Genomic DNA, 21,966 nt, shown 5'->3' with positions numbered 1-21,966 from the left:
GGAAGAGAAAGCAAACGCGATTTCCTGAGTAGCGGCGAGCGAAACGGAACATAGCCCAAACCAAGAGGCTTGCCTCTTGGGGTTGTAGGACGCTCTATACGGAGTTACAAAGGAGCGAAGTAGATGAAGCGGTCTGGAAAGGCCCGCGATACAAGGTAACAGCCCTGTAATCGAAACTTCGTTCCCTCTTGAGCGGATCCTGAGTACGGCGGAACACGTGAAATTCCGTCGGAATCCGGGAGGACCATCTCCCAAGGCTAAATACTCCCTAGTGACCGATAGTGAACCAGTACCGTGAGGGAAAGGTGAAAAGCACCCCGGAAGGGGAGTGAAAGAGATCCTGAAACCGTGTGCCTACAAGTAGTCAGAGCCCGTTTATGGGTGATGGCGTGCCTTTTGTAGAATGAACCGGCGAGTTACGATCCCGTGCAAGGTTAAGCCGAAGAGGCGGAGCCGCAGCGAAAGCGAGTCTGAATAGGGCGTCATAGTACGTGGTCGTAGACCCGAAACCGGGTGATCTACCCATGTCCAGGGTGAAGGTAGGGTAACACCTACTGGAGGCCCGAACCCACGCACGTTGAAAAGTGCGGGGATGAGGTGTGGGTAGCGGAGAAATTCCAATCGAACCCGGAGATAGCTGGTTCTCCCCGAAATAGCTTTAGGGCTAGCCTCAAGTGTGAGAGTCTTGGAGGTAGAGCACTGATTGGACTAGGGGCCCCCATCGGGTTACCGAATTCAGTCAAACTCCGAATGCCAATGACTTATCCTTGGGAGTCAGACTGCGAGTGATAAGATCCGTAGTCAAAAGGGAAACAGCCCAGACCGCCAGTTAAGGTCCCAAAATGTATGTTAAGTGGAAAAGGATGTGGAGTTGCTTAGACAACTAGGATGTTGGCTTAGAAGCAGCCACCATTTAAAGAGTGCGTAATAGCTCACTAGTCGAGTGACTCTGCGCCGAAAATGTACCGGGGCTAAACATACTACCGAAACTGCGGATTGATACCTTTGGTATCAGTGGTAGGGGAGCGTTCTAAGGGCGGTGAAGCCAGATCGGAAGGACTGGTGGAGCGCTTAGAAGTGAGAATGCCGGTATGAGTAGCGAAAGATAGGTGAGAATCCTATCCACCGTATGCCTAAGGTTTCCTGAGGAAGGCTCGTCCGCTCAGGGTTAGTCGGGACCTAAGCCGAGGCCGAAAGGCGTAGGCGATGGACAACAGGTTGATATTCCTGTACCACCTCTTTACCGTTTGAGCAATGGAGGGACGCAGAAAGATAGGGGATGCATGCCACTGGATGTGCATGTCTAAGCAGTTAGGCTGGTAAGTAGGCAAATCCGCTTACCGCAAAGGCTGAGCTGTGATGGGGAAGCCCGCATGGGCGAACTCCCTGATTCTACGCTGCCAAGAAAAGCTTCTAGCGAGGTAAAAGGTGCCCGTACCGCAAACCGACACAGGTAGGCGAGGAGAGAATCCTAAGGTGAGCGAGAGAACTCTGGTTAAGGAACTCGGCAAAATGACCCCGTAACTTCGGGAGAAGGGGTGCTCTTCGTAAGGAGAGCCGCAGTGAATAGGCCCAAGCGACTGTTTAGCAAAAACACAGGTCTCTGCGAAGCCGCAAGGCGAAGTATAGGGGCTGACACCTGCCCGGTGCTGGAAGGTTAAGAGGAGAGGTTAGCTCACGCGAAGCTTTGAATCGAAGCCCCAGTAAACGGCGGCCGTAACTATAACGGTCCTAAGGTAGCGAAATTCCTTGTCGGGTAAGTTCCGACCCGCACGAAAGGTGTAACGATTTGGGCACTGTCTCAACCAGAGACTCGGTGAAATTATAGTACCTGTGAAGATGCAGGTTACCCGCGACAGGACGGAAAGACCCCGTGGAGCTTTACTGTAGCCTGATATTGAATTTTGGTACAGCTTGTACAGAATAGGCGGGAGCCTGAGAAGCCGGAGCGCCAGCTTCGGTGGAGGCGCCTGTGGGATACCGCTCTGGCTGTATTGAAGTTCTAACCCGCGCCCCTTATCGGGGCGGGAGACAGTGTCAGGTGGGCAGTTTGACTGGGGCGGTCGCCTCCTAAAAAGTAACGGAGGCGCCCAAAGGTTCCCTCAGAATGGTTGGAAATCATTCGAAGAGTGTAAAGGCATAAGGGAGCTTGACTGCGAGACCTACAAGTCGAGCAGGGACGAAAGTCGGGCTTAGTGATCCGGTGGTTCCGCATGGAAGGGCCATCGCTCAACGGATAAAAGCTACCCCGGGGATAACAGGCTTATCTCCCCCAAGAGTCCACATCGACGGGGAGGTTTGGCACCTCGATGTCGGCTCATCGCATCCTGGGGCTGTAGTCGGTCCCAAGGGTTGGGCTGTTCGCCCATTAAAGCGGTACGCGAGCTGGGTTCAGAACGTCGTGAGACAGTTCGGTCCCTATCCGTCGCGGGCGCAGGAAATTTGAGAGGAGCTGTCCTTAGTACGAGAGGACCGGGATGGACGCACCGCTGGTGTACCAGTTGTTCTGCCAAGGGCATCGCTGGGTAGCTATGTGCGGACGGGATAAGTGCTGAAAGCATCTAAGCATGAAGCCCCCCTCAAGATGAGATTTCCCATAGCGTCAAGCTAGTAAGATCCCTGAAAGATGATCAGGTTGATAGGTCTGAGGTGTAAGCGTGGCGACACGTGCAGCTGACAGATACTAATCGATCGAGGGCTTAATCATACAATTGCATAACACAGTTTGTTATCTAGTTTTGAGGGAATATTACAATCCCTAAATAGGTCTAGTGATGATGGCGAAGAGGCCACACCCGTTCCCATACCGAACACGGAAGTTAAGCTCTTCAGCGCCGATGGTAGTTGGGGGTTTCCCCCTGTGAGAGTAGGACGTCGCTAGGCAACAAAAAATCCCTTCTGCATTTGCAGAAGGGATTTTTTTATATTAAGCTAATAAAATAAGAATACGTGAATACTAGCGGTAATATTTGACCATCCTATACGATAGAGAATTCAGTACAGGAGGTTGATCCGGGTATGGAGAAGCACGGGTTTTTATCCACGGGTTTAGCTGTTGGACTAGGTCTATTTGGGGTTGTCGGTCTATCGGCTGTTGTTTTAATTAAAATTATGGTAACTATTGTGGAATTATTTATAACCGTAACTACTTTAACAGTTTTGTAACTGAAGTAACGATAATAGAGCGCTGTATATACAAAAAAGACGTATCATACAGTGCTTTTTATTATCACATGATTCAATACCCCATGAAGCAAGTTATACTACTTGCAGACACAAAGTCCACTCTCTTCATTGTTCAATAGTCTCCTTAGATGCGATTAAAAAATAAACAAAGAATGCAACACAAATACAAGCAATGAACCCATATCCACCGAAAACATCAAATTTGGATGAAAAATAACCAAAGCCCAAACCGGTAATGATTAGAACTACATTTAGCCCTAATGACTGAAACGAATCAATGGTCGCTCTCATGGAGGAATTGATTCGATGGTGCAAGTATCCGGTTGTAATAGGTTCTATTATCCCTGAAAGCAAACAAATGAGGAAGATTGCTACCAAACTCGTATAGTCCTTAATCACTGAGATATAGATGAACCCAACAGCAAAAATAGCGGTCACGCCCGACAGTATTGTTCTGTAACGGAACCGGCTTTTGATTACATATGCAATTATATTTCCCGGAAGTCTCACAATCATAATGGCTGCCGAAAATAAGCCTGAATATAAAACCGGGATTTCCAATCTATTTAAATAAAGCTGCCAGAACTCATCGATGAAGCTTAAGGCTGCACCAGTAACCATGCCAGAAAGCACCACAAGATAAACACCTGGATGTTTTCTGAAAAAGCGCACGGAAGCTTTTATATGTTCTTTAATCTCAGTTGATTCATCGGATTTGCTTTTAACAGCTGTCTCAACTAGCATCAACGATACACACACAGACACAAGCATACTGACAAACGATATCCAATAATTCAACTCAAAACCATACCGGCTCGCCAAAAGACTCCCACACAATGCTGCTATGATGGCTGCTGTGAAATCACACACGTTCAAGCGACCAAGATACTTTTCAAAAGCTTGCTCTTGACCATTTTGCAGCAATGAATCATAAAGCATTGCATTTTCCGACCCGCTGCTTGCGGAACGGGCAATGCCTGCTAGGAAAATAGCAGCTGCAAAATGCCAGAATTCCGTTGCGAATACCAGTATAAGAAACATGAAACATTCTAATAAGGTGCTCAACACGATCATTTGCTTCCGTCCCCACTTATCAGCAATGATACCTGTTGGAACCTCAAGTAAAACAACGGTTATGGCAAAAATTATTTCTGTATATACGACCATCTGGATGGTCATTCCTCTTTGTTCCCAAAATAACCTTTCAATTACATATGCAGGTATTAGATTGTAAAAAAATCGTATCGCATATAGCTTCCAAATATTTAATCTATAGTTCATAACGAAGCTCCTCTCATTTCTGATTGCACTTAGCCAATCAAATAATGGAGGTGCTCGTGAACGATTGGATTCTACATCTTAGCAGGGAGGTCTTGCGTATGGTGTCATATCAACATCTCCTTTGGTTTTATATTATTCATCTTTTTTTGTTGCATTTCAAGAAAGTATAAATTTTTAGTCAAAAGCGAACTCGACGTAGCAGGAAATTTTGAGAACAAAGTGTAGGTGCAACTACGCCTCTGTCTTCGCCCAAAGGCAGGGCTCGCCAATCGGCGAGTTTTCTTTATTACATCAATCATAAGTTGTAGGAAATAATTGGTCAATTAGAAGGTTTTTTGGCAAATGTTTCACGGGGGCGGCGGCATTATGCAGTAGCTTCAGTGGATAACACTCAAGAATTTTTCGACAGGACAAAGGAAAATGCATACATATAAAACAAAAAATGCTTAGTAGGAATTTGCTAAGCATTTTTTGTTTATTGTTACACAATTTATTTCAAGGGCTGGCCAAAGCTTCCTTCAAATATGGATTCCTCTAAAGGACGGCGAGGAGATGGCTGTTCGCGCTGTTGAAGAGCTTCAGGAAGAGCATCCTTTTCACCTTGATAGCCAATGGCAACTAATGCATTAATAGCATAATCATCTGGTATTTGAAGGACTCCCCGTGCTTTATCAAAATCAATGCCGGTCATTGGATGAGTGATAAGCCCCTTATGGACTGCTTCTAACGATAAACTGCCCCATGCTGCACCTGTATCGAATGCATGGGAGCGATTATCGCCATGTTCTGAAGTCACCTTTGAGATAATCAGGGCGAAGGCAGGCGCCTTTTTGCACCAGGTTAAATTGAATTCACCAATGAAGGAATGGAATTGCTCACGAGCTTCTTGCGAACGGGCGATAATAAATCTCCAAGGCTGTACGTTAAAAGCAGATGGTGCCCAACGTGCTGCTTCAAATAAACTGAGCAATACTTCCTCAGGAACTTCCTTCTCTGAAAATGAACGAGGAGACCAACGATTTACGAAAACCGGATCAATCTCATATGTGGGCTGACGGAATTGAGCTACTTTAGATTGGGAATTTGAAGATATCATGATAATTACCTCCTGTTTTGTTAGTACCTATTCATTTTATAGTTGATGCTATTTATTTTCAAACAATATGATTGAGAATATTTGGATGAGATACTGCAGGCAATAAACGAGGGTAGTTCGGAAATAATGGGGCTTAGTTTACACTGTAAGAAAGTATAAATTTCTAACTAGAAGATAATTCAATGTAGCGAAAAATTTTAGGGGTAAAGTATAAGGGCAGCTATCCCTCTGTCTTCGTTCAAGGAAAGGGCTCGCCAATTGACGAGTTTTCTTTAGTTTCTTTCTTGATTTATATCTTTTCATTTAGCTAATACGCTTATTATTCTTATTTACTATTCAAAGTTATACCTTCAACAACATAACTGAAAAACGGCATAATGAATAAGTCTTATCTTATATCAAAAAATAAAATGAAGACAATTAAAAATGTTTATATGTTTTTTTATAAATGACTAGACATTTAATATAAAATGTCTATAATAGTTATTGTAAGCGATTTTGGAAAACGCTTAAAATAAAAAATGACGTAAAGGAGTTTGATCATAATGAAAAAGATTTTATTAGCTTGTAGTGCAGGTATGTCAACAAGTCTGTTAGTTACAAAAATGGATCAATATGTACAAACGATTGGCGAAGAGGCGAAAATTTGGGCGGTTGGACAAGATCAGGCTAAGAAAGAAATGGCCGAGGCTAATTGTGTCTTAATTGGACCACAAATGAGCTTTTTAAAAGGAGAGCTTCAAAAAGAAGCAGATAAATATGGAATTAAAGTAGAAGTGATCGACATGATGGCGTATGGAATGGCTGATGGGAAAAAAGCATATGAACAAGCACTTCGTTTAATGGGGGAATAAACAATGGAAAAAATCGATTTTACATCGTTAACTGATGAACAAACTAATTTTATGCTCATTCTTCATAGCGGGAATGCAAGAAGTAAAATTATTCAATCCTTGCGAGAATACCGAGAAGGAAATATTGGAGAAGCGGACAATCTTTTGATACAAGCAGAAGAAGATTTAAAGGTTGCCCATTCGATTCATTTTAACATGGTGCAGCAGGAAGCTTCAGGAAATAAAACTGAATTTGCTTTACTTCTGATACATGCGGAAGATCATCTGATGTCAACATTAACAATGAAAGAACTTGTTAAGGAATTGCTTGAAATATTTAAAACAAAAAACCTATAAAAAGATTCTAGCAGCTGAGAGGAGGAACTTCTTTGTTTGAAAAATTAAGTCGATATCTTGTTCCGATAGCTGGGAAGCTAAATAACAGTCGTTATTTAACCGTTTTACGTGATGCGTTTATGTTATCATTCCCATTAACCATTTTTGGTTCTATCTTTGTTGTGTTAACGAACTTGCCATTCTTAAATAAGTTGATGAGCGAAGAGGCGATTGCCACATTTCGTGATATGTTTGGAATTGCGTCCTCGTCCACAATGGGAATCATGTCTATTTTCGTTGTCTTTGGTATCGGGTACTATCTATCGAAGAGTTATGAGGTTGAAGCGGTTTTTGGTGGTGCCATTGCCCTCGTGTCCTTCTTGATTTTAACACCATTTATGCTTCAGCCTGAGGCAGGTCAAGCTGTTACAGGTGTCATTCCGGTAGATCGTCTTGGAGCGAAAGGGATGTTCCTTGGCATGATTACAGCCTTTGCTTCTGCTGAAATCTACCGTAAAATTGTTCAGAAAAACATTACAATCAAGATGCCTCCTGGCGTACCGCCGGCTGTCGCAAAGTCATTCGCAGCACTTATTCCGGCGTTTCTAACGTTAACTGTATTTTTAGTGATCAATATACTTGTGACGCAAGTATTTAACACAAATATGCATGATGTGATTTATAAAGCCATCCAAGCTCCATTAGTGGGATTAGGCAGTGGTATTATCCCTACTCTTATTGCGATTTTCTTAATTCAAATATTATGGTTTTTTGGTTTGCATGGACAAGTCATTATCAACTCTATCATGGATCCAATCTGGAATACATTACAAATTGAAAACTTAGATGCGTATACAGCCGGCAAACCTATTCCGCATATCATTTCCAAACCGTTCATGGAAATCTATACAGTAGGTATGGGCGGAACAGGGATGACATTAGCCGTAGTGCTTGCGATTCTATTCTTTATGAAGAGCAAGCAAATGAAGCAAGTCGCAAAGCTTGGTCTTGGACCTGGTATCTTCAACGTAAATGAACCGATTATTTTTGGATTGCCGATTGTGATGAACCCATTAATTATTGTTCCTTGGGTACTTTCACCAATGATTGTTACGTTAGTGTCTTATTTTGCGATGGCTTCAGGTCTAGTTCCACCGCCAACTGGTGTTACAGTACCTTGGACTGTTCCAGTATTCATTAATGGTATCATGGCGACTAACTCACTCGCTGGAGGATTATTGCAGCTTGTTAATGTGGCAATCGTATTTGTCATTTGGTTCCCATTCCTAAAAGTGATTGACCGTGTCAATGTGAAAAAAGAGAAAGAAGAAATGGATCAAGCTGTATAAGTTGTTGTTTGTTACACGATAGCGCAAAGAGGACAGGATAAAGCAGTTGCAGCGCATATTTTGCAAATCGTATGATTCTGTCCTTGATTTTTTAAAAATTTAATTAACAAAAAACAATGAATGTTAGAAGAGGGGAAACAGTGTATGTCAAACATAAATAAAGTAAAATACCGCTTTCCAGAGGGGTTTTGGTGGGGTTCTGCAGCTTCAGCTACTCAAACAGAGGGTGCGGCAGATGTAGAGGGTAAAGGAAAGAACATATGGGATCATTGGTATGAAGTGGAGCCGAATCGTTTCTTTAATGGAGTGGGTCCAGAAAAAACATCCCAATTTTATTATAAGTATAAAGAGGATATTCAATTAATGAAGGAAATTGGTCATAATTCCTTCCGGATGTCGATTTCGTGGTCAAGATTAATTCCAAATGGTGTCGGTGAAGTCAATCCAAAAGCGGTTGAATTTTATAATAATGTTATTAATGAATTCATTGAAAATGGTGTTGAGCCATTTGTTGGTTTATTCCATTTTGATATGCCGATGGAATTGCAAAAGATTGGTGGATGGGTCAACAGAGAAGTAGTAGATGCATATGAAGCATATGCTAAAACATGTTTTGAATTGTTCGGAGACCGAGTAAAAAAATGGTTTACTCATAATGAGCCAATTGTTCCTGTTGAAGGTGGTTATCTATACGATTTCCATTATCCAAATGAAATCGATTTTGGTAAGGCAGTCCAAGTTGGATACCATACAATTTTATCTAGTGCAAGAGCTATTAAAGCGTATAAGGAAATGGGTCAGGATGGAAAGATCGGTATTGTTTTAAATCTAACCCCTTCTTATCCTAGAAGCGAAAACCCTGCTGATCTAAAAGCATCAGTGCTGGCCGATGCATTTTTCAATCGATCCTTTTTGGACCCATCTGTGAAAGGTGAGTTCCCTCAAGAGCTTGTTCAAATTTTGAAGGAAGAAGGCTTTATGCCCGTTATTGAAGATGGAGATTTGGATATTATTAAAAATAATACAGTCGATATACTTGGTGTGAATTATTATCAGCCAAGAAGGGTTAAAGCAAAAGAGAATCTTCCAAATCCAGAAGCTCCATTTATGCCAGACCGTTATTTTGATAACTACGTAATGCCTGGACGCAAAATGAATCCACATCGTGGTTGGGAAATTTACGAAAAAGGTATATATGATATCCTTATCAATTTAAAAGAGAACTATGGCAATATTGAATGCTTCATTTCCGAAAATGGAATGGGTGTTGAAGGGGAAGAGAAATTCCGCGATGAAACCGGAATTATTCAAGATGATTATCGAATTGAATTTATCCAGGATCACCTAAAGTGGGTTCATAAGGCTATCGAAGAAGGATCAAAAGCAAAGGGGTACCACTTGTGGACTTTTATGGACAATTGGTCATGGACAAATGCCTATAAAAATCGCTACGGCTTTGTTTCAGTTAATCTAGATAAAGATGGGGAACGTACAATTAAAAAGAGCGGACAATGGTTTAAGAAGCTTTCAGAAAATAATGGGTTTTAAATAAAATTATAAGAGTTAGAAATCGAAACTTGACCATAAAACCTGACTATTCATTGATAAATTGACCCCTTTTTTGAAAAATATAAGAGATATAAAACATTTATATTATAATTAAGGAAATATATTCTTAATTAGTTGGGTGGTTCAGGTATGAATAAATATCAATCAATTTCTTTAGAGATGAGACAGAGAATCAAGGATGGGAATTATCCGATCGATCAACCAATACCAGACGAAATATCGCTGGCGAAAGAGTTTGGATGCAGCAGGATGACAATGAAAAGGGCACTTGACATTTTAGTAATGGAAGGTCTGCTTTATCGAAAGAGAGGACATGGAACCTTTATTGTTCAATCTGCTATACAAACTAGCCGAGTGAATGTCATTAGTAATGAAGCTTTGGGGTTATCAAATCTCATAAAGGATAAAAAAATTACGAGTAAGATGATAAAATTCGAGGTTCAATTTCCGACAACAGAGGTTGCGAAACACCTTGCGATTGACATGAAAACGCCAGTGTATTATTTAATTCGTCTAAGAATGATTGACGATGAGCCATATGTCATGGAAAAAACATATATGCCGACTACACTTATCCCAGGTATTAAAGATGAAGTTCTGCACAGTTCTATTTATAGATATATCCAAGAGGATTTGGGTTTGACAATAGCAGGTTCTCATCGAAAAATCAGAGCGTGCAAGTCGGATGAGTTAGATCAGGAACATTTGGAATGTTTACCCGATGATCCTATCCTTGAAGTCGAGCATGTTGGTTTTTTGAACAATGGGGTTCCTTTCGAGTACTCATTCTCACGCCATCGATATGATAAATTCGAAGTAACAACAGTTAATCCCGTACGATAAATAGTATTGGAGGAATGATTTATGTTAGGTGCAATTGAGGCTGGAGGTACAAAGTTTGTTTGCGCAGTCGGGGATGAGTCGGGCAAGATTATTGAGCGAATCCAGATTCCTACAACAGTACCTGAGGAAACTATGGCAGAAGTCATTCAATTTTTTAAGAAGTATAATATTGAAGCCATCGGTATTGGTTCATTTGGCCCTATTGATGTGAATACAGAAAGTCCAGCTTATGGCTTTATTACCTCTACACCGAAGATAGCTTGGAAGGACTACCCTCTTGTTAGAGTCATAAAAGAGACATTTTCAGTCCCTGTTGGTTTTAATACGGATGTAAATGCAGCAGCCTTAGGAGAGGCTACATTTGGGGCAGCTAAAGGTTTAGATAGCTGTTTGTATATAACGGTTGGAACGGGAATAGGGGCAGGAGCAATTGTTCAAGGGAAATTGCTCCAAGGCCTTTCCCATCCTGAAATGGGGCATATTTTAGTAAGACGCCATCGTGCTGATAGATATGAAGGAAAATGTCCGTATCATCATGATTGCTTTGAAGGTCTTGCAGCGGGTCCTAGTATTGAAGAACGCTGGGGGGATAAAGGGATTCATTTGGTAGAACGTACGGAAGTATGGGATTTGGAAGGTTACTATATTGCGCAAGCACTTATGCAATATATTCTGATTCTATCACCAAAAAAGATCATTCTGGGCGGCGGTGTTATGAATCAAAAGCAAGTATTCTCTTATATTTACAAGTATTTGCCGGAATTCAATAAAAATTATATATCCTTACCGAAGCTTTCTGATTATATTGTAAGCCCTGGCTTAGGCGACCGTGCTGGGATTACAGGAGCCCTCCAGCTTGCTTATCAGGCATTGCGAAATGAAAACCAAGTATAAATTATAATAAAAATCACTTGTGTTATATATTAGGATTATTTTATAAAAAGACCGTACTAGGTGTCGGTGTTATGAATCAAAAACAAGTATTCTCTTATGTCTAAAAGTGTTTGCCGGAATTTAATAAAAATTATTATATCCTTACCGGATCTTTCTGATTATATTGTAAGCTCAGGCTTAAGCAATCGCGCTGGGATTACAGTAGTCCTCTAGCTTGCTTATCAGGCATGGCAAAATGAAAATCAACTATAAATCAATTATATAATATATTAGGATTTATGTTTATAAGGGTTGTACTGGGCGTAGGTGTCATGAATCAAAAACAAGTATTCTCTTATGTGTGCAAGTATTTGTCGGAATTTAATAAAGGTTATGTGGCCTTACCAGATCTTTTTGATTATATGGGTAAGGCTCTGGTTTAAGCGACCGTGCTAGGATTACAAGCTCCCTCCAGCTTGCTTATCAAGTATTGCAAAATGAAAATCAAGTATAAATTGTAAGGGGAATCATTATGCAGCCATTATTTTTAAAACCAGTATTTAAAGAGCGAATTTGGGGTGGAACTGCTTTAGCGCAAGAATTTGGCTATTCAATTCCAAATGATAAAACAGGAGAATGCTGGGCTATTTCTGCTCACCCAAATGGGCCTTCAATAGTTGAAAATGGGCCTTTTGCTGGCGAAACACTGGATGTGCTATGGAAGAAACATCCGGAGCTCTTTGGAAACCCAAAAGAGGAGATTTTTCCTCTTTTAACAAAAATATTAGATGCAAACATGGACTTATCTGTTCAAGTTCATCCAGATGATACTTATGCAAAGGCCCATGAAAATGGCGAGTTAGGTAAGACGGAATGTTGGTATATCATTGATTGTAAAGAAGATGCCGATATGATTTTTGGCCATAATGCTCAAACAAAAGAAGAATTAATTCAGCAGATTAATGAAGGAAAATGGAATGAACTGCTTCGGCGAGTAAAAATCAAGCCAGGAGATTTTTTCTATGTGCCAAGCGGAACAATTCACGCCCTATGCGAAGGAACGCTTGTGTTAGAAACGCAGCAAAGCTCTGACACAACTTATCGGGTATATGACTATGACCGCAGAGACGACCAAGGATACTTACGCGAGCTGCATTTAGATAAAGCTGTTGATGTGACAACTGTTCCTCATCAAGTGGCTGGAAGTAAATCTGCTGTTCAATCAAAGGAGAATGTAACGATAACAACATTTGTAGAAGCTGATTTTTTCTCTGTGTACAAGTGGGATATTACAGGCAGTGCAGCGTTTTCTGATAGTGAACAATACTTACTTTTAAGCGTGATAAAGGGTGAGGGTTCATTGATTCATAATGGTGAAAATTATTCCTTAAATCAGGGCACACATTTCATTATTCCTGTAGGATTAGGAGAATTCGTTATAGATGGAGAATGTCAACTAATTGTTTCCCACACATAAGGGGGGAAGGATAAAATTATGAGACAAGATGATGTATTACTTTTTATCGGAGATAGTATAACAGAGTCAGGACGCTTTGAAGACTCTGAAAAAATTGGTTTTGGATATGTTAGATTGATTCATGATTACTTAGTAATAACGAATCAATCTCCAAAGATTGTGAACAAAGGGGTTAGTGGAAATCATATAACTGATTTAGTAACAAGATGGGACAGGGACGTAATTGAGATGAAACCTGACTATATTTCTATCTCTATTGGTATTAATGATGTTTGGCGACGGCTTGATCATCCTGAAAAAGAGCTCATTTTCCCTGACCAATATGAGAAAATCTATCGGAACTTACTAGATCAGGTAAAAACTAAAACAAAAGCCGAGTTGATTCTAATGGAACCCACAATCCATGGAGAAGAAATTGAATCTCCTGGCAACCAATTGCTAGCTCCTTACGTGGAAGCAGTCCAAAAACTTGCGAAGGAATATAACGCCATTTTGGTTGATACTCACCAAGTTTTTATAGATTATTTTAAGCAAAAGCCAATTCATAAGTTAACCGTAGATGGAGTTCATATGAATTCTATTGGAAATATGTTAATGGCAAAAGCATGGTTAAAATCCTTTTTCAATCATGAGTGAATCTATTCCTACATTCATTACTAACAAGTAACTAGATTGAGGTGCTTTAGCATGAAGATTGCAACAATTGGAACAGGTGCTATTGTGGACAACTTTCTTTCCGCACTAGATTCTATTGATGAAGCCCAATGCGTGGCGATGTATTCAAGAAAAGAAGAAACTGCTAAACCACTGGCTGAGAAATATAATATAACTTCTGTTTATACCGATTTGGATGAAATGTATTCTGATCCCAATATAGAATTTGTTTATGTTGCTTCTCCAAATAGCTTGCATTATGATCATGCTTATCGTGCGCTTGAGCATGATAAACATGTGATTTGTGAAAAACCATTTACATCGACAATGAGTGAAGTAGAAAGTTTAATTAGCCTTGCTAAAAGAAAAAAGTTAATGCTATTTGAAGCGATTACGACCATTCATTTGCCAAACTATCAATTAATTAAAGATAATATTGCAAAGCTTGGAGCTATTAAATTTGTTCAATGTAACTATAGTCAATATTCAAGTAAATACAATGCATTACTTGCAGGTGAGACACCAAATGTTTTTAATCCCAAATTTTCAGGTGGTGCTCTAACAGATATTAATATTTATAATTTGCATTTTGTTATGAATTTATTTGGAACACCTGAATCTATTAGTTACACAGCAAATAAGCATGCAAATGGGATTGATACCTCTGGAGTTTTGGTTATGAAATACCCTAAGTTTATTAGTGAGTGTGTTGGTTGTAAGGATACTCACAGTATGAATTTTGCTCTAATTCAAGGTGAAAAAGGTTATATTCATGTTGTAAACGGTGCTCAAGGGTGTCAAAAAGTGATTTTATATATAGAAGATAAGGAAGTCCCCTTGAATATGCAGACTACCCACAATAGTTTATATTATGAGCTATTAGAATTTAACTATGTTTATAAAAAAAGAGAATTTGAGCGCTGCTATGAGTTGCTCGATTACAGCCATTCTGTCATGAAGATGGTTGTTGCGGCTAGAAGGGATGCAGGCATCGTTTTTGAAGCCGATCTTGTATAGGAATCGATAAGAGCCAATTCATTGGCTCTTTTTTGCAATTTATATAAGGTACAAATTAGAATAGCTAAAACAAAAGTTAATTGTGAAAACTTCTAATAACTTTGGATAAGCCTACTATATAAAAATGTGTTACTGATACAAGGAATTGATCAAAATAAATGATGCAGATGGAGTGGAGGTCCAACATTGAAAAGGCGATGGATAATTTTTACCGTTTGTCTCATTTTTCTTATTATCTTACTAGTTTTTATCCTCAAGCTTTTTACCAAAGATGATCAGCCTAAAATTGTTGTTGTTTCAAAAGTAATAGATATAGAGTATTGGAGACTTTTTGAATCAGGAGCTAACAAAGCGTTTGAGGACTTTCAGATAGATGGTAAAGTAGTAGCGCCAGGTTCTGCAGATGCAACTGCAAAGCAGCTGGACATATTAAAAAGCGTCATAAGAGAAAAGCCGGATGCGATCATTGTTACCCCAATTCAGCCATCCGCCATTATGCCTATACTAGAGGAATATAAGAAAAAAAACATACCAGTGCTACTGGCAGATACCGATGCTGAATGGAAGGATAAAGTCACTTATATTGGCACGGATAACCTTGAATTTGGGAAAAAAGCAGGAGAATTATTAGCTTCTATGCTATATCCAGGAGATCAAGTAGCCCTTATTAAAGGGCCATCCTCCTTTCAAATGATGACCGATCGAATAAAGGGAGCGAAAGAGGCATTAGAAGATGCAGGAATGGAGATTGTCACGGAACAATCAGGATATGACGATTCGTTTATTCTAAAATCGGTAATGAAAGACATTTTGCAGACTTATCCTGCTATCAAAGGTGTAATTACTGCCGACGACGTGCTGGCTCTAGATGCATTAAAAATTCTAGACAAGACAGGGACAAAGATTCCCGTTGTTGGGGCAGATGGTATTACGGAAATGATTAAGTTTGTTAAGGAAGGCAAATTGAGTGCTACGCTCGGACAGAATCCTTATGATATGGGATACTTAAGTGTCGAGCAAGCCTTAAGGGCTATTAAGGGGGAAACTGTCCGAAAGCGGATTGATAGCGGAGTTGATATCATAACTCAGGATAATGCAAAAAATAAGCTGGATTTTTTGGAAGAAGCATTACAATTTGGGAGTAGGTTTTGAAAAAATGGAGAGTTTGTAGATATAAATTAGGACACCATTCCACGTAACGCTGCATGGAATGGTGTCCTCTTTTTTATACGTTTTATACATTTTCTTAAGTTGCTGGCTATGCCTAAAGTGATACGAAAAGTAAAGAAGAAAATTACAAAGCATAAATTGACCATAGAATCTAATATCTTTATAATTAAGTTATCGTTAAGGTTACAAATTAATGATAACGGCTACGTTTTTAGGAGGGGAATATCTTTTAAATTCAAGGAGGGTTTATTTATTTGTAATCTGTTTACTATTGTTTATAAAAAAATTACGATAGAGGTATCTGTTGTATTATAAGAACCGGAGGAATCGTTGTGAAAGGCAATATTACAATGCGTGATATAGCAGAGAAAGTTGGAGTTAGCAGTGTTACTATCTCAAAGGCACTTAATGATAAAGAAGGCGTAAGCGAAGAGTTGAAAGAAAAAATTAAAAGGGTTGCCGAAGAAATGGGCTACCGTTTTAATACACATGCTAAATCAATGAAGGAAGGATTATCATATAATCTTGGCATTGTGATACCAGAGCGTTTTTCTGTAACGACTCAGGCTTTTTATCTTCAATTTTATCAAATGCTATCAAAGGTTTTGGATAGTTATCATTATTCAGGGATATTGTACATCCTAAGCCAAGCGGATGAAGATCAGTTAGTTTTGCCAAGGATTTATAATGAAAAAAAAGTAGACGGGTTTATCGTTCTGGGCCAATTAGGGAAAAAATATGTAGAGTTAATTGGAAAAATTGAAAGTCCAGTCATATTTTTGGATTTTTACACGGACCAGAATGAAATTGACTCAGTTCTTACAGATAATTTCTATGGCGTATATGAATTGACAAATTATGTAGTGAGAAATGGCCATAAAAAAATAGCTTTTGTTGGAAATGTCCATGCTACAAGCAGCATTCAAGACAGGTACCTTGGTTATTATAAATCGCTATTAGAGCATCGGATTGAGCTTAGAAAGGATTATGTGATTAAAGATCGAGATGAGCTTGGCAGGTATATTGATATCGAATTACCGGAAGATATGCCAACAGCATTTGTGTGCAATAATGATGAGGTAGCGTATAATCTCATTCATTTGCTGCAAAAGAATGGGTTTCATGTGCCTGAAGATTGTTCAGTAGTGGGGTTTGATAATTCCATTCATGCTACCTTATCGGATCCGCAATTAACGACAGTTGAAGTGGATATAGAGGAAATGTCTAGAGTAGCAGTTAAGTTTATTATGGGAAAATTAGAAAATCCTAAGAAGAAGTACGGAAGGACTTTTATTAAGGGTAATATCGTTTACAGGGATTCAGTAAAAAAAATCGAACAAAAATAAAACAAGGAAGCAACTTCGCTCCCTTGTTTTATTTTTGTTTAAAATCCTATTAGCAAATACCAGTAACGTGTTTTACTTTTTGGCGTTGAAGATAGTGAAATAAAGCACCGAGCAAATTTGCATCGTTTTTAAATTGACACGTTTCAATGATTGGCCGAACCTTGGCTATTGATACGGCATCTAACAGGATATCAAGCTTTTGATTGATTTGTTCAATCAAATCAATACGACTGCTAATTGCACCACCTATTATAATTTTTTCAGGATCATACACGTATTGAATGTTATACAGACCATGTGCTAAAGATAAGTAGAAATGATCAATCGCCTTAATGCAATCTCGATCACCGGCTTCAGCTGCATCAAATATCTGCTGTCCATTTAATTTTTGAGGATCTAAGCCTTTCATCTTTGCGATCTGACGGACTAAACCACCTGTGGCGGCTAATTCGCTCCATGTTTGAAAGGTAATCGTGCCATTTTCACTTAAAAGATTCATTACCATATAACCGATTTCACCGCCATGCAGATTTGCACCTTTATGGATTCTTCGGTTTTTTATCAATGCCCCCCCAATTCCGCTGCCAATAATCGCAAACAGAACGTTTTGATTATGTTTTGCTGCGCCTTTCCAAACTTCCCCTAATGCAGCTGAATTTGCGTCGTTTTCTATTTCAACAAGCAATCCCGTTGCTTCTCCAAATATCTTCTTAAAATTGGGGCCATGGATACAAGGCAGAGCACTGGCACCACCGATAATTCCGCTTTCGCTATCTACTCCGCCAGGACAGCTGAATGCAATTCCCGCAACGTTGTATTTTTCTTTATTTTCAAGTGTTACTGAAATGATATCAGATTGAAATTTTTCAAAATCAAAATTAGAGGAGAGGTAGTCTCCTTTTATAAGAAACTCTCCATCTTCGTTGATGACAGCATATTTAACCTTGCTTCCACCGACATCAAAAACCATATAATTTTTCATAAATTAGCACCCTACCTTGGTTATATGAGTTATACCTCTTTTAAAATAAACAGTTTAGACGAAAAATCTCCTTCTTTTTCACGTTGCCAATACTCTGATGCACGATCAGTGTAATCTTCGGCAAGGACAATTCCTATATTCATTAACTCATCACCATAATGTGTTGTTTCCTTACCCTCAATACTGTAAAGTTTATCTGGATCAAGGCCCCTTAACTTAATACGGTAATATTTATCATTAGGTCTTGCTAAAACTTTATAATATCCAACAAGGGCTTCCCGCTGGTCTTCAGATACTACCATCCAAGAAACCTCATTTGATTCGAATGGATTTAGTAAGCGATAAAATCGTCCATTTTGAATAAGTTGCCGTTTTTCTTTGAAAAATGAAGTTTGCTCTTTTACTGCGGCTTTTTCTTCTTCGCTCAATTTGGTAATATCAAGCTCGTAGCCAAATGTACCAAAATAAGCAACATTTGCTCTAGTTTCCAGAGGTGTTATTCTTCCTACCTGGTGATTTGGAACCGCAGAGACATGGCTGCCAATGGAGCTTAACGGATAAACCATAGAAGTACCATATTGAATTTTTAGTCTTTCAACTGCATCTGTGTCATCACTAGCCCATGCTTGTGGGGCATAAAACAGCAAGCCCGGATCAAAACGAGCGCCGCCGCCTGCGCAGGATTCAAACAGAATTTCTGGATATTTCTCAATTAGTTTTTCATAGAGATTGTATACTCCTAATATATATCGATGGTAAACTTCCCCTTGTTGATCAACATCTAAGCTTTGAGAATAGGCCTCAGTTATATAACGATTCATATCCCATTTGATATAAGAGATTTTTGACTCACTAATAATTTTGTCCATAAGTGAAAAAATATGGTCAACTACTTCTTCACGGGAGAAATCTAAAACAAATTGATTGCGTCCATGAGATGTGCGTCGATCAGGGGTTGCGATAATCCAGTCTGGGTGCTCTTTAAACAATTTAGTATCTTTACACACCATTTCCGGCTCAAACCAAAGTCCAAACTGCATTCCTAGTTCATCGATCTTTTCTGATAAGCCTTTAATACCATTTGGAAGTTTTTCTTTATTTTCAAACCAATCTCCTAAAGAGCTTGTATCATCATTTCTTTGACCGAACCAACCATCATCTAAAACAAATAACTCAATCCCCAGCTCTCTGGCGGTTTTAGCAATGGTTAAGATTTTTTCTTCATTAAAGCCAAAATAAGTTGCTTCCCAGTTATTAATGAGAATTGGACGCTCCCTGTCGCGCCAATCTCCACGAGCTAGCCTCGTACGGTATAAGTTATGATAGGTTTGGCTCATTCCGTTTAATCCTTGATCAGAATAAACTATCACACATTCTGGTGTTTGGAATATTTCAGCAGGTTTTAATCTCCATTTAAATTGGAACGGATTTATTCCCATCATTACACGAGTAGCACCATACGTATCAACCTCAACCTGACCTAAAAAGTTACCGCTATAAACAAGACTAAAGCCATATACCTCGCCATCATGTTCAGTTGCATTCAATCTTTTTAATGCTAAAAAAGGGTTATGTGCATGGCTGCTTGCTCCCCTGGCACTATAGATGGATTGAATCCCTTTCGATATTTTTTGCGACTCCACATGTGCTTCACGGGCCCAAGCGCCAGCAAGATGGAGCATTTCATACTGGTCATCGGGTAAGTCAATACTGGTACTCATAGCATTATTAATATAGAAAGGTTCTTCCCCTTCGTTTATAAATTTAGCATTTCGACAAATTACATTTCGATCTTTATAAATTGTATAACTTAAAATTAATTTGCTCTTTAATACATCGTCGATTAAGGTAATCTCTAAAGTTTCCGCCTCATCGTCATTTTCAACATAGGTAGCTGGTAAGTTAGGCAGCTTTGGTTTACCAGGAATAATCTCAAAACTATGGTATTGATAATTTGTTATTTGGCTACCTATCTTATTGGTTATCATATGTGCAGGAAAACGGTAGTCAGTTGTTCCGAAGCTGGGATATTCTTGTTTTATATGCTCTAGAGATGAAGTATGGTCCCCTTCAAACATATTGCATGAAGGCCGTACTTCACGTTCAACCAAATGTTTAAAGGACTCACGGTGTTTAATGCGTTTTCCAAAATACAGGTGCTCTAATTGATTGCTTTTTTCTAGAACTCTAAAAATATAGCTTACATGCTCGTTAAATAGGTGGAATTCCCTTGAATCTTGATTAATATGAATACTCAATGCAAATCACCTCATAAAGAAGAATTAGGCTTACCAATTTTCATGGATGGTTTATATAATACTTAACGAATGGTCTAAATAACCTTGTAAACACTTACAATTATAGATAATGATAAATGCCCATAGTAGTTTAATACAATATTGATCCATGAATAAAGTTATTAACCTGTTGTATAAATTGAATTTTAACAAGTAAATAAAGTATTTACAACATATTTTATAAACTAAAATTAAGTTATCGATTAATGGATCGTCAATTGATTGTTAATTATCATTATTCAAATGAAAGAAACATCAAAAAACAATTCTCGTAGTTAAATGATTGTCCGTAAGTTATGCTACTTCTTCTATATAGATAGTACTGAATAGATCGGGATCCTTTAATAAATTGCCTCATTTTAAAATGAATCAAGGTTGAAATAAGAAAAATGATAAAAGGAATTAGAGAGACTTAAAGATAAAAGTGTATATAATTCGGTAAATTAAGTTACAAATATTTTTATTTAAGTAATTTTCATTAAAAAATTATCTTATTTAACTTAAAATGCAGTTGCTTAAATAAATTTTTTAAGTTAAGATTAGAGAGGAGTTGAAAGTGTTTTCATTTTAAGTGTTTGAAAAAACCTTCTTCATCTTTGTAACTAAGCTTATGAAAAGTTTAGTTGGTAATCGAGTTATAACTTAAATAATTAAATAGGGGGGCGAATAAGGCTTTAAAATCAAATGGAGGGTATACTTATATATTTCAGAATATTTATTTTTTTGTTTTTAGTTTAATTAGGAAAATAGGGAAGGAGGGAGGTAGATGAATAAATCTAGAACATTCTTGTTCTATATGTTCATTTTACCGTGGTTAATAGGTTTCGTCATTTTTACAGCTGGACCGATGCTTTACTCTTTGTATATGTCCTTTACGGATTATTCAGGGCTTGGGGCTGCGAAGTGGGTTGGAGTGGAAAACTACAAGAAAATCCTTACTGACGATCCTTTGTTTTGGCAATCTTTATGGAATACCTTATTTTATACCATAATCGGTGTGCCGCTAGGTTTGGTTGTTGGATATTTGTTGGCTGTATTATTAAATGCCAATGTAAAGTTTATGGGGCTGTTTAGAACAATCTTTTATTTACCATCATTGGTGCCAACTGTTGCCAGCTCCTTGCTATGGATGTTGATTTTTCAGCCTGATTTTGGTATTGCAAATGCAATTCTATCATTTTTCCATTTGCCAACTTCGAATTGGTTATTAAGTGAAGAAATGGTTAAACCATCTTTAATCATTATGAGCCTATGGGGGGCAGGCGGCGGGATGGTCATTTACTTGGCCGGTCTTCAAAATGTCCCAACCAGCTTATATGAAGCAGCTGAATTAGATGGGGCTGGGAAACTCCGCAAGTTCTGGCATGTGACTGTTCCAATGACTTCAAACGTAATCTTTTTTAACTTAATCATGGGTTTGATTGGATCCTTCCAAATATTCACACAGGCATATGTGGTTAGCAGCGGGAATGGCGGACCAAACTATAAGTCATTATTCTACGTATTCTATCTTTATCAAGATGCATTTAAATTCTTTAAGATGGGCTATGCTTCTGCACTCGCTTGGATTTTGTTTGTTATTATCTTAATCTTCACCGTTATTCAATTTAAATTCTTTGGAAAGAAAGTTTACTACGAGTTTGATGAGTAATTGGAG

The 21,966-nt window shown here is 38.7% G+C and carries 17 protein-coding genes and 2 rRNA genes; 15 read left to right on the top strand and 4 right to left on the bottom strand.

All coding sequences use genetic code 11. The annotated features are described in order from the left end of the window. The 3 genes from EP737_RS22060 to EP737_RS25775 all read left to right on the top strand — a co-directional run. A 23S ribosomal RNA gene (locus EP737_RS22060) occupies positions 1-2,707 on the top strand; the annotation flags it as partial. 60 nt (positions 2,708-2,767) lie between these two features. Next, positions 2,768-2,883: ribosomal RNA gene (gene rrf, locus EP737_RS22055) — 5S ribosomal RNA — on the top strand. A 135-nt stretch (positions 2,884-3,018) separates the two neighbouring features. Further along, positions 3,019-3,165 carry a hypothetical protein gene (locus tag EP737_RS25775; RefSeq protein WP_165350885.1) on the top strand — a complete coding sequence of 49 codons (147 nt, stop codon included), beginning with the start codon at positions 3,019-3,021 and terminating at the stop codon, positions 3,163-3,165. A 126-nt stretch (positions 3,166-3,291) separates the two neighbouring features. On the opposite strand, the gene EP737_RS22050 is transcribed toward EP737_RS25775, so the two are convergent. Continuing rightward, the gene (locus EP737_RS22050; RefSeq protein ID WP_129731043.1) at positions 3,292-4,467 is read right to left on the bottom strand and encodes an MFS transporter; all 1,176 of its coding nucleotides are present in this window, start codon (positions 4,465-4,467) and stop codon (positions 3,292-3,294) included. Between the two features lie 490 nt (positions 4,468-4,957). Next, complete coding sequence (locus tag EP737_RS22045; RefSeq protein ID WP_129731041.1) at positions 4,958-5,563, bottom strand: nitroreductase family protein; 606 nt, start codon at positions 5,561-5,563, stop codon at positions 4,958-4,960. Between the two features lie 545 nt (positions 5,564-6,108). Between EP737_RS22045 and EP737_RS22040 the strand changes: the two genes are divergently transcribed. The 11 genes from EP737_RS22040 to EP737_RS21990 all read left to right on the top strand — a co-directional run bounded on the left by EP737_RS22040 (position 6,109) and on the right by EP737_RS21990 (position 17,030). After that, positions 6,109-6,417: a PTS sugar transporter subunit IIB gene (locus EP737_RS22040; protein WP_129731039.1), complete on the top strand. Its 309-nt coding sequence runs from the start codon at positions 6,109-6,111 to the stop codon at positions 6,415-6,417. A 3-nt stretch (positions 6,418-6,420) separates the two neighbouring features. Next, positions 6,421-6,753: a PTS sugar transporter subunit IIA gene (locus EP737_RS22035; RefSeq protein ID WP_129731037.1), complete on the top strand. Its 333-nt coding sequence runs from the start codon at positions 6,421-6,423 to the stop codon at positions 6,751-6,753. A gap of 32 nt (positions 6,754-6,785) precedes the next feature. Then, positions 6,786-8,081 carry a PTS cellobiose transporter subunit IIC gene (gene celB, locus EP737_RS22030; protein WP_129731035.1) on the top strand — a complete coding sequence of 432 codons (1,296 nt, stop codon included), beginning with the start codon at positions 6,786-6,788 and terminating at the stop codon, positions 8,079-8,081. Positions 8,082-8,225: 144 nt separating this feature from the next. Beyond that, the gene (locus EP737_RS22025; protein ID WP_129731033.1) at positions 8,226-9,629 is read left to right on the top strand and encodes a glycoside hydrolase family 1 protein; all 1,404 of its coding nucleotides are present in this window, start codon (positions 8,226-8,228) and stop codon (positions 9,627-9,629) included. 150 nt (positions 9,630-9,779) lie between these two features. Beyond that, the gene (locus EP737_RS22020; RefSeq protein WP_129731031.1) at positions 9,780-10,493 is read left to right on the top strand and encodes a GntR family transcriptional regulator; all 714 of its coding nucleotides are present in this window, start codon (positions 9,780-9,782) and stop codon (positions 10,491-10,493) included. A gap of 21 nt (positions 10,494-10,514) precedes the next feature. Beyond that, a complete protein-coding gene (locus EP737_RS22015; RefSeq protein WP_129731029.1) occupies positions 10,515-11,387 on the top strand; it encodes an ROK family protein in 873 nt (290 codons plus the stop codon). A 508-nt stretch (positions 11,388-11,895) separates the two neighbouring features. Further along, on the top strand, positions 11,896-12,843 hold the full coding sequence (manA, locus tag EP737_RS22010) for a mannose-6-phosphate isomerase, class I (RefSeq protein WP_342772934.1): 948 nt from the start codon (positions 11,896-11,898) through the stop codon (positions 12,841-12,843). Positions 12,844-12,861: 18 nt separating this feature from the next. Continuing rightward, on the top strand, positions 12,862-13,479 hold the full coding sequence (locus EP737_RS22005; protein ID WP_129731025.1) for an SGNH/GDSL hydrolase family protein: 618 nt from the start codon (positions 12,862-12,864) through the stop codon (positions 13,477-13,479). A 51-nt stretch (positions 13,480-13,530) separates the two neighbouring features. Beyond that, positions 13,531-14,514 (top strand): Gfo/Idh/MocA family protein, encoded by a 984-nt coding sequence (locus tag EP737_RS22000; RefSeq protein ID WP_129731024.1) that lies wholly within the window; start codon positions 13,531-13,533, stop codon positions 14,512-14,514. Between the two features lie 186 nt (positions 14,515-14,700). Further along, on the top strand, positions 14,701-15,666 hold the full coding sequence (locus EP737_RS21995) for a sugar ABC transporter substrate-binding protein (protein ID WP_129731022.1): 966 nt from the start codon (positions 14,701-14,703) through the stop codon (positions 15,664-15,666). A gap of 350 nt (positions 15,667-16,016) precedes the next feature. Then, positions 16,017-17,030: a substrate-binding domain-containing protein gene (locus tag EP737_RS21990; protein WP_246040341.1), complete on the top strand. Its 1,014-nt coding sequence runs from the start codon at positions 16,017-16,019 to the stop codon at positions 17,028-17,030. Between the two features lie 49 nt (positions 17,031-17,079). Here EP737_RS21990 and EP737_RS21985 read toward each other — a convergent pair whose 3' ends face one another. Continuing rightward, positions 17,080-18,012 carry an ROK family protein gene (locus EP737_RS21985; RefSeq protein ID WP_129731020.1) on the bottom strand — a complete coding sequence of 311 codons (933 nt, stop codon included), beginning with the start codon at positions 18,010-18,012 and terminating at the stop codon, positions 17,080-17,082. Positions 18,013-18,041: 29 nt separating this feature from the next. After that, positions 18,042-20,270: an alpha-galactosidase gene (locus EP737_RS21980; protein ID WP_129731018.1), complete on the bottom strand. Its 2,229-nt coding sequence runs from the start codon at positions 20,268-20,270 to the stop codon at positions 18,042-18,044. Between the two features lie 805 nt (positions 20,271-21,075). Between EP737_RS21980 and EP737_RS21975 the strand changes: the two genes are divergently transcribed. Further along, positions 21,076-21,960, top strand: a complete 885-nt coding sequence (locus tag EP737_RS21975; RefSeq protein ID WP_129731016.1) for a carbohydrate ABC transporter permease — start codon at positions 21,076-21,078, stop codon at positions 21,958-21,960. Positions 21,961-21,966 lie beyond the last annotated feature (6 nt).

This window comes from Ectobacillus funiculus (assembly GCF_004138295.1).
GTDB classification, from domain to species: Bacteria; Bacillota; Bacilli; order Bacillales; family Bacillaceae_G; genus Ectobacillus; species Ectobacillus funiculus.
The sequence above is the reverse complement of the archived record's forward strand: the minus strand, read 5'-3'. Positions and strand labels throughout refer to the sequence as shown.

Coding starts and splice junctions, on each gene's coding strand:
- EP737_RS25775 (WP_165350885.1), top strand. CDS start 3,019: ATGGAGAAGCACGGGTTTTTATCCACGGGTTTAGCTGTTGGACTAGGT.
- EP737_RS22050 (WP_129731043.1), bottom strand. CDS start 4,467: ATGAACTATAGATTAAATATTTGGAAGCTATATGCGATACGATTTTTT.
- EP737_RS22045 (WP_129731041.1), bottom strand. CDS start 5,563: ATGATATCTTCAAATTCCCAATCTAAAGTAGCTCAATTCCGTCAGCCC.
- EP737_RS22040 (WP_129731039.1), top strand. CDS start 6,109: ATGAAAAAGATTTTATTAGCTTGTAGTGCAGGTATGTCAACAAGTCTG.
- EP737_RS22035 (WP_129731037.1), top strand. CDS start 6,421: ATGGAAAAAATCGATTTTACATCGTTAACTGATGAACAAACTAATTTT.
- EP737_RS22025 (WP_129731033.1), top strand. CDS start 8,226: ATGTCAAACATAAATAAAGTAAAATACCGCTTTCCAGAGGGGTTTTGG.
- EP737_RS22020 (WP_129731031.1), top strand. CDS start 9,780: ATGAATAAATATCAATCAATTTCTTTAGAGATGAGACAGAGAATCAAG.
- EP737_RS22015 (WP_129731029.1), top strand. CDS start 10,515: ATGTTAGGTGCAATTGAGGCTGGAGGTACAAAGTTTGTTTGCGCAGTC.
- EP737_RS22005 (WP_129731025.1), top strand. CDS start 12,862: ATGAGACAAGATGATGTATTACTTTTTATCGGAGATAGTATAACAGAG.
- EP737_RS22000 (WP_129731024.1), top strand. CDS start 13,531: ATGAAGATTGCAACAATTGGAACAGGTGCTATTGTGGACAACTTTCTT.
- EP737_RS21985 (WP_129731020.1), bottom strand. CDS start 18,012: ATGAAAAATTATATGGTTTTTGATGTCGGTGGAAGCAAGGTTAAATAT.
- EP737_RS21975 (WP_129731016.1), top strand. CDS start 21,076: ATGAATAAATCTAGAACATTCTTGTTCTATATGTTCATTTTACCGTGG.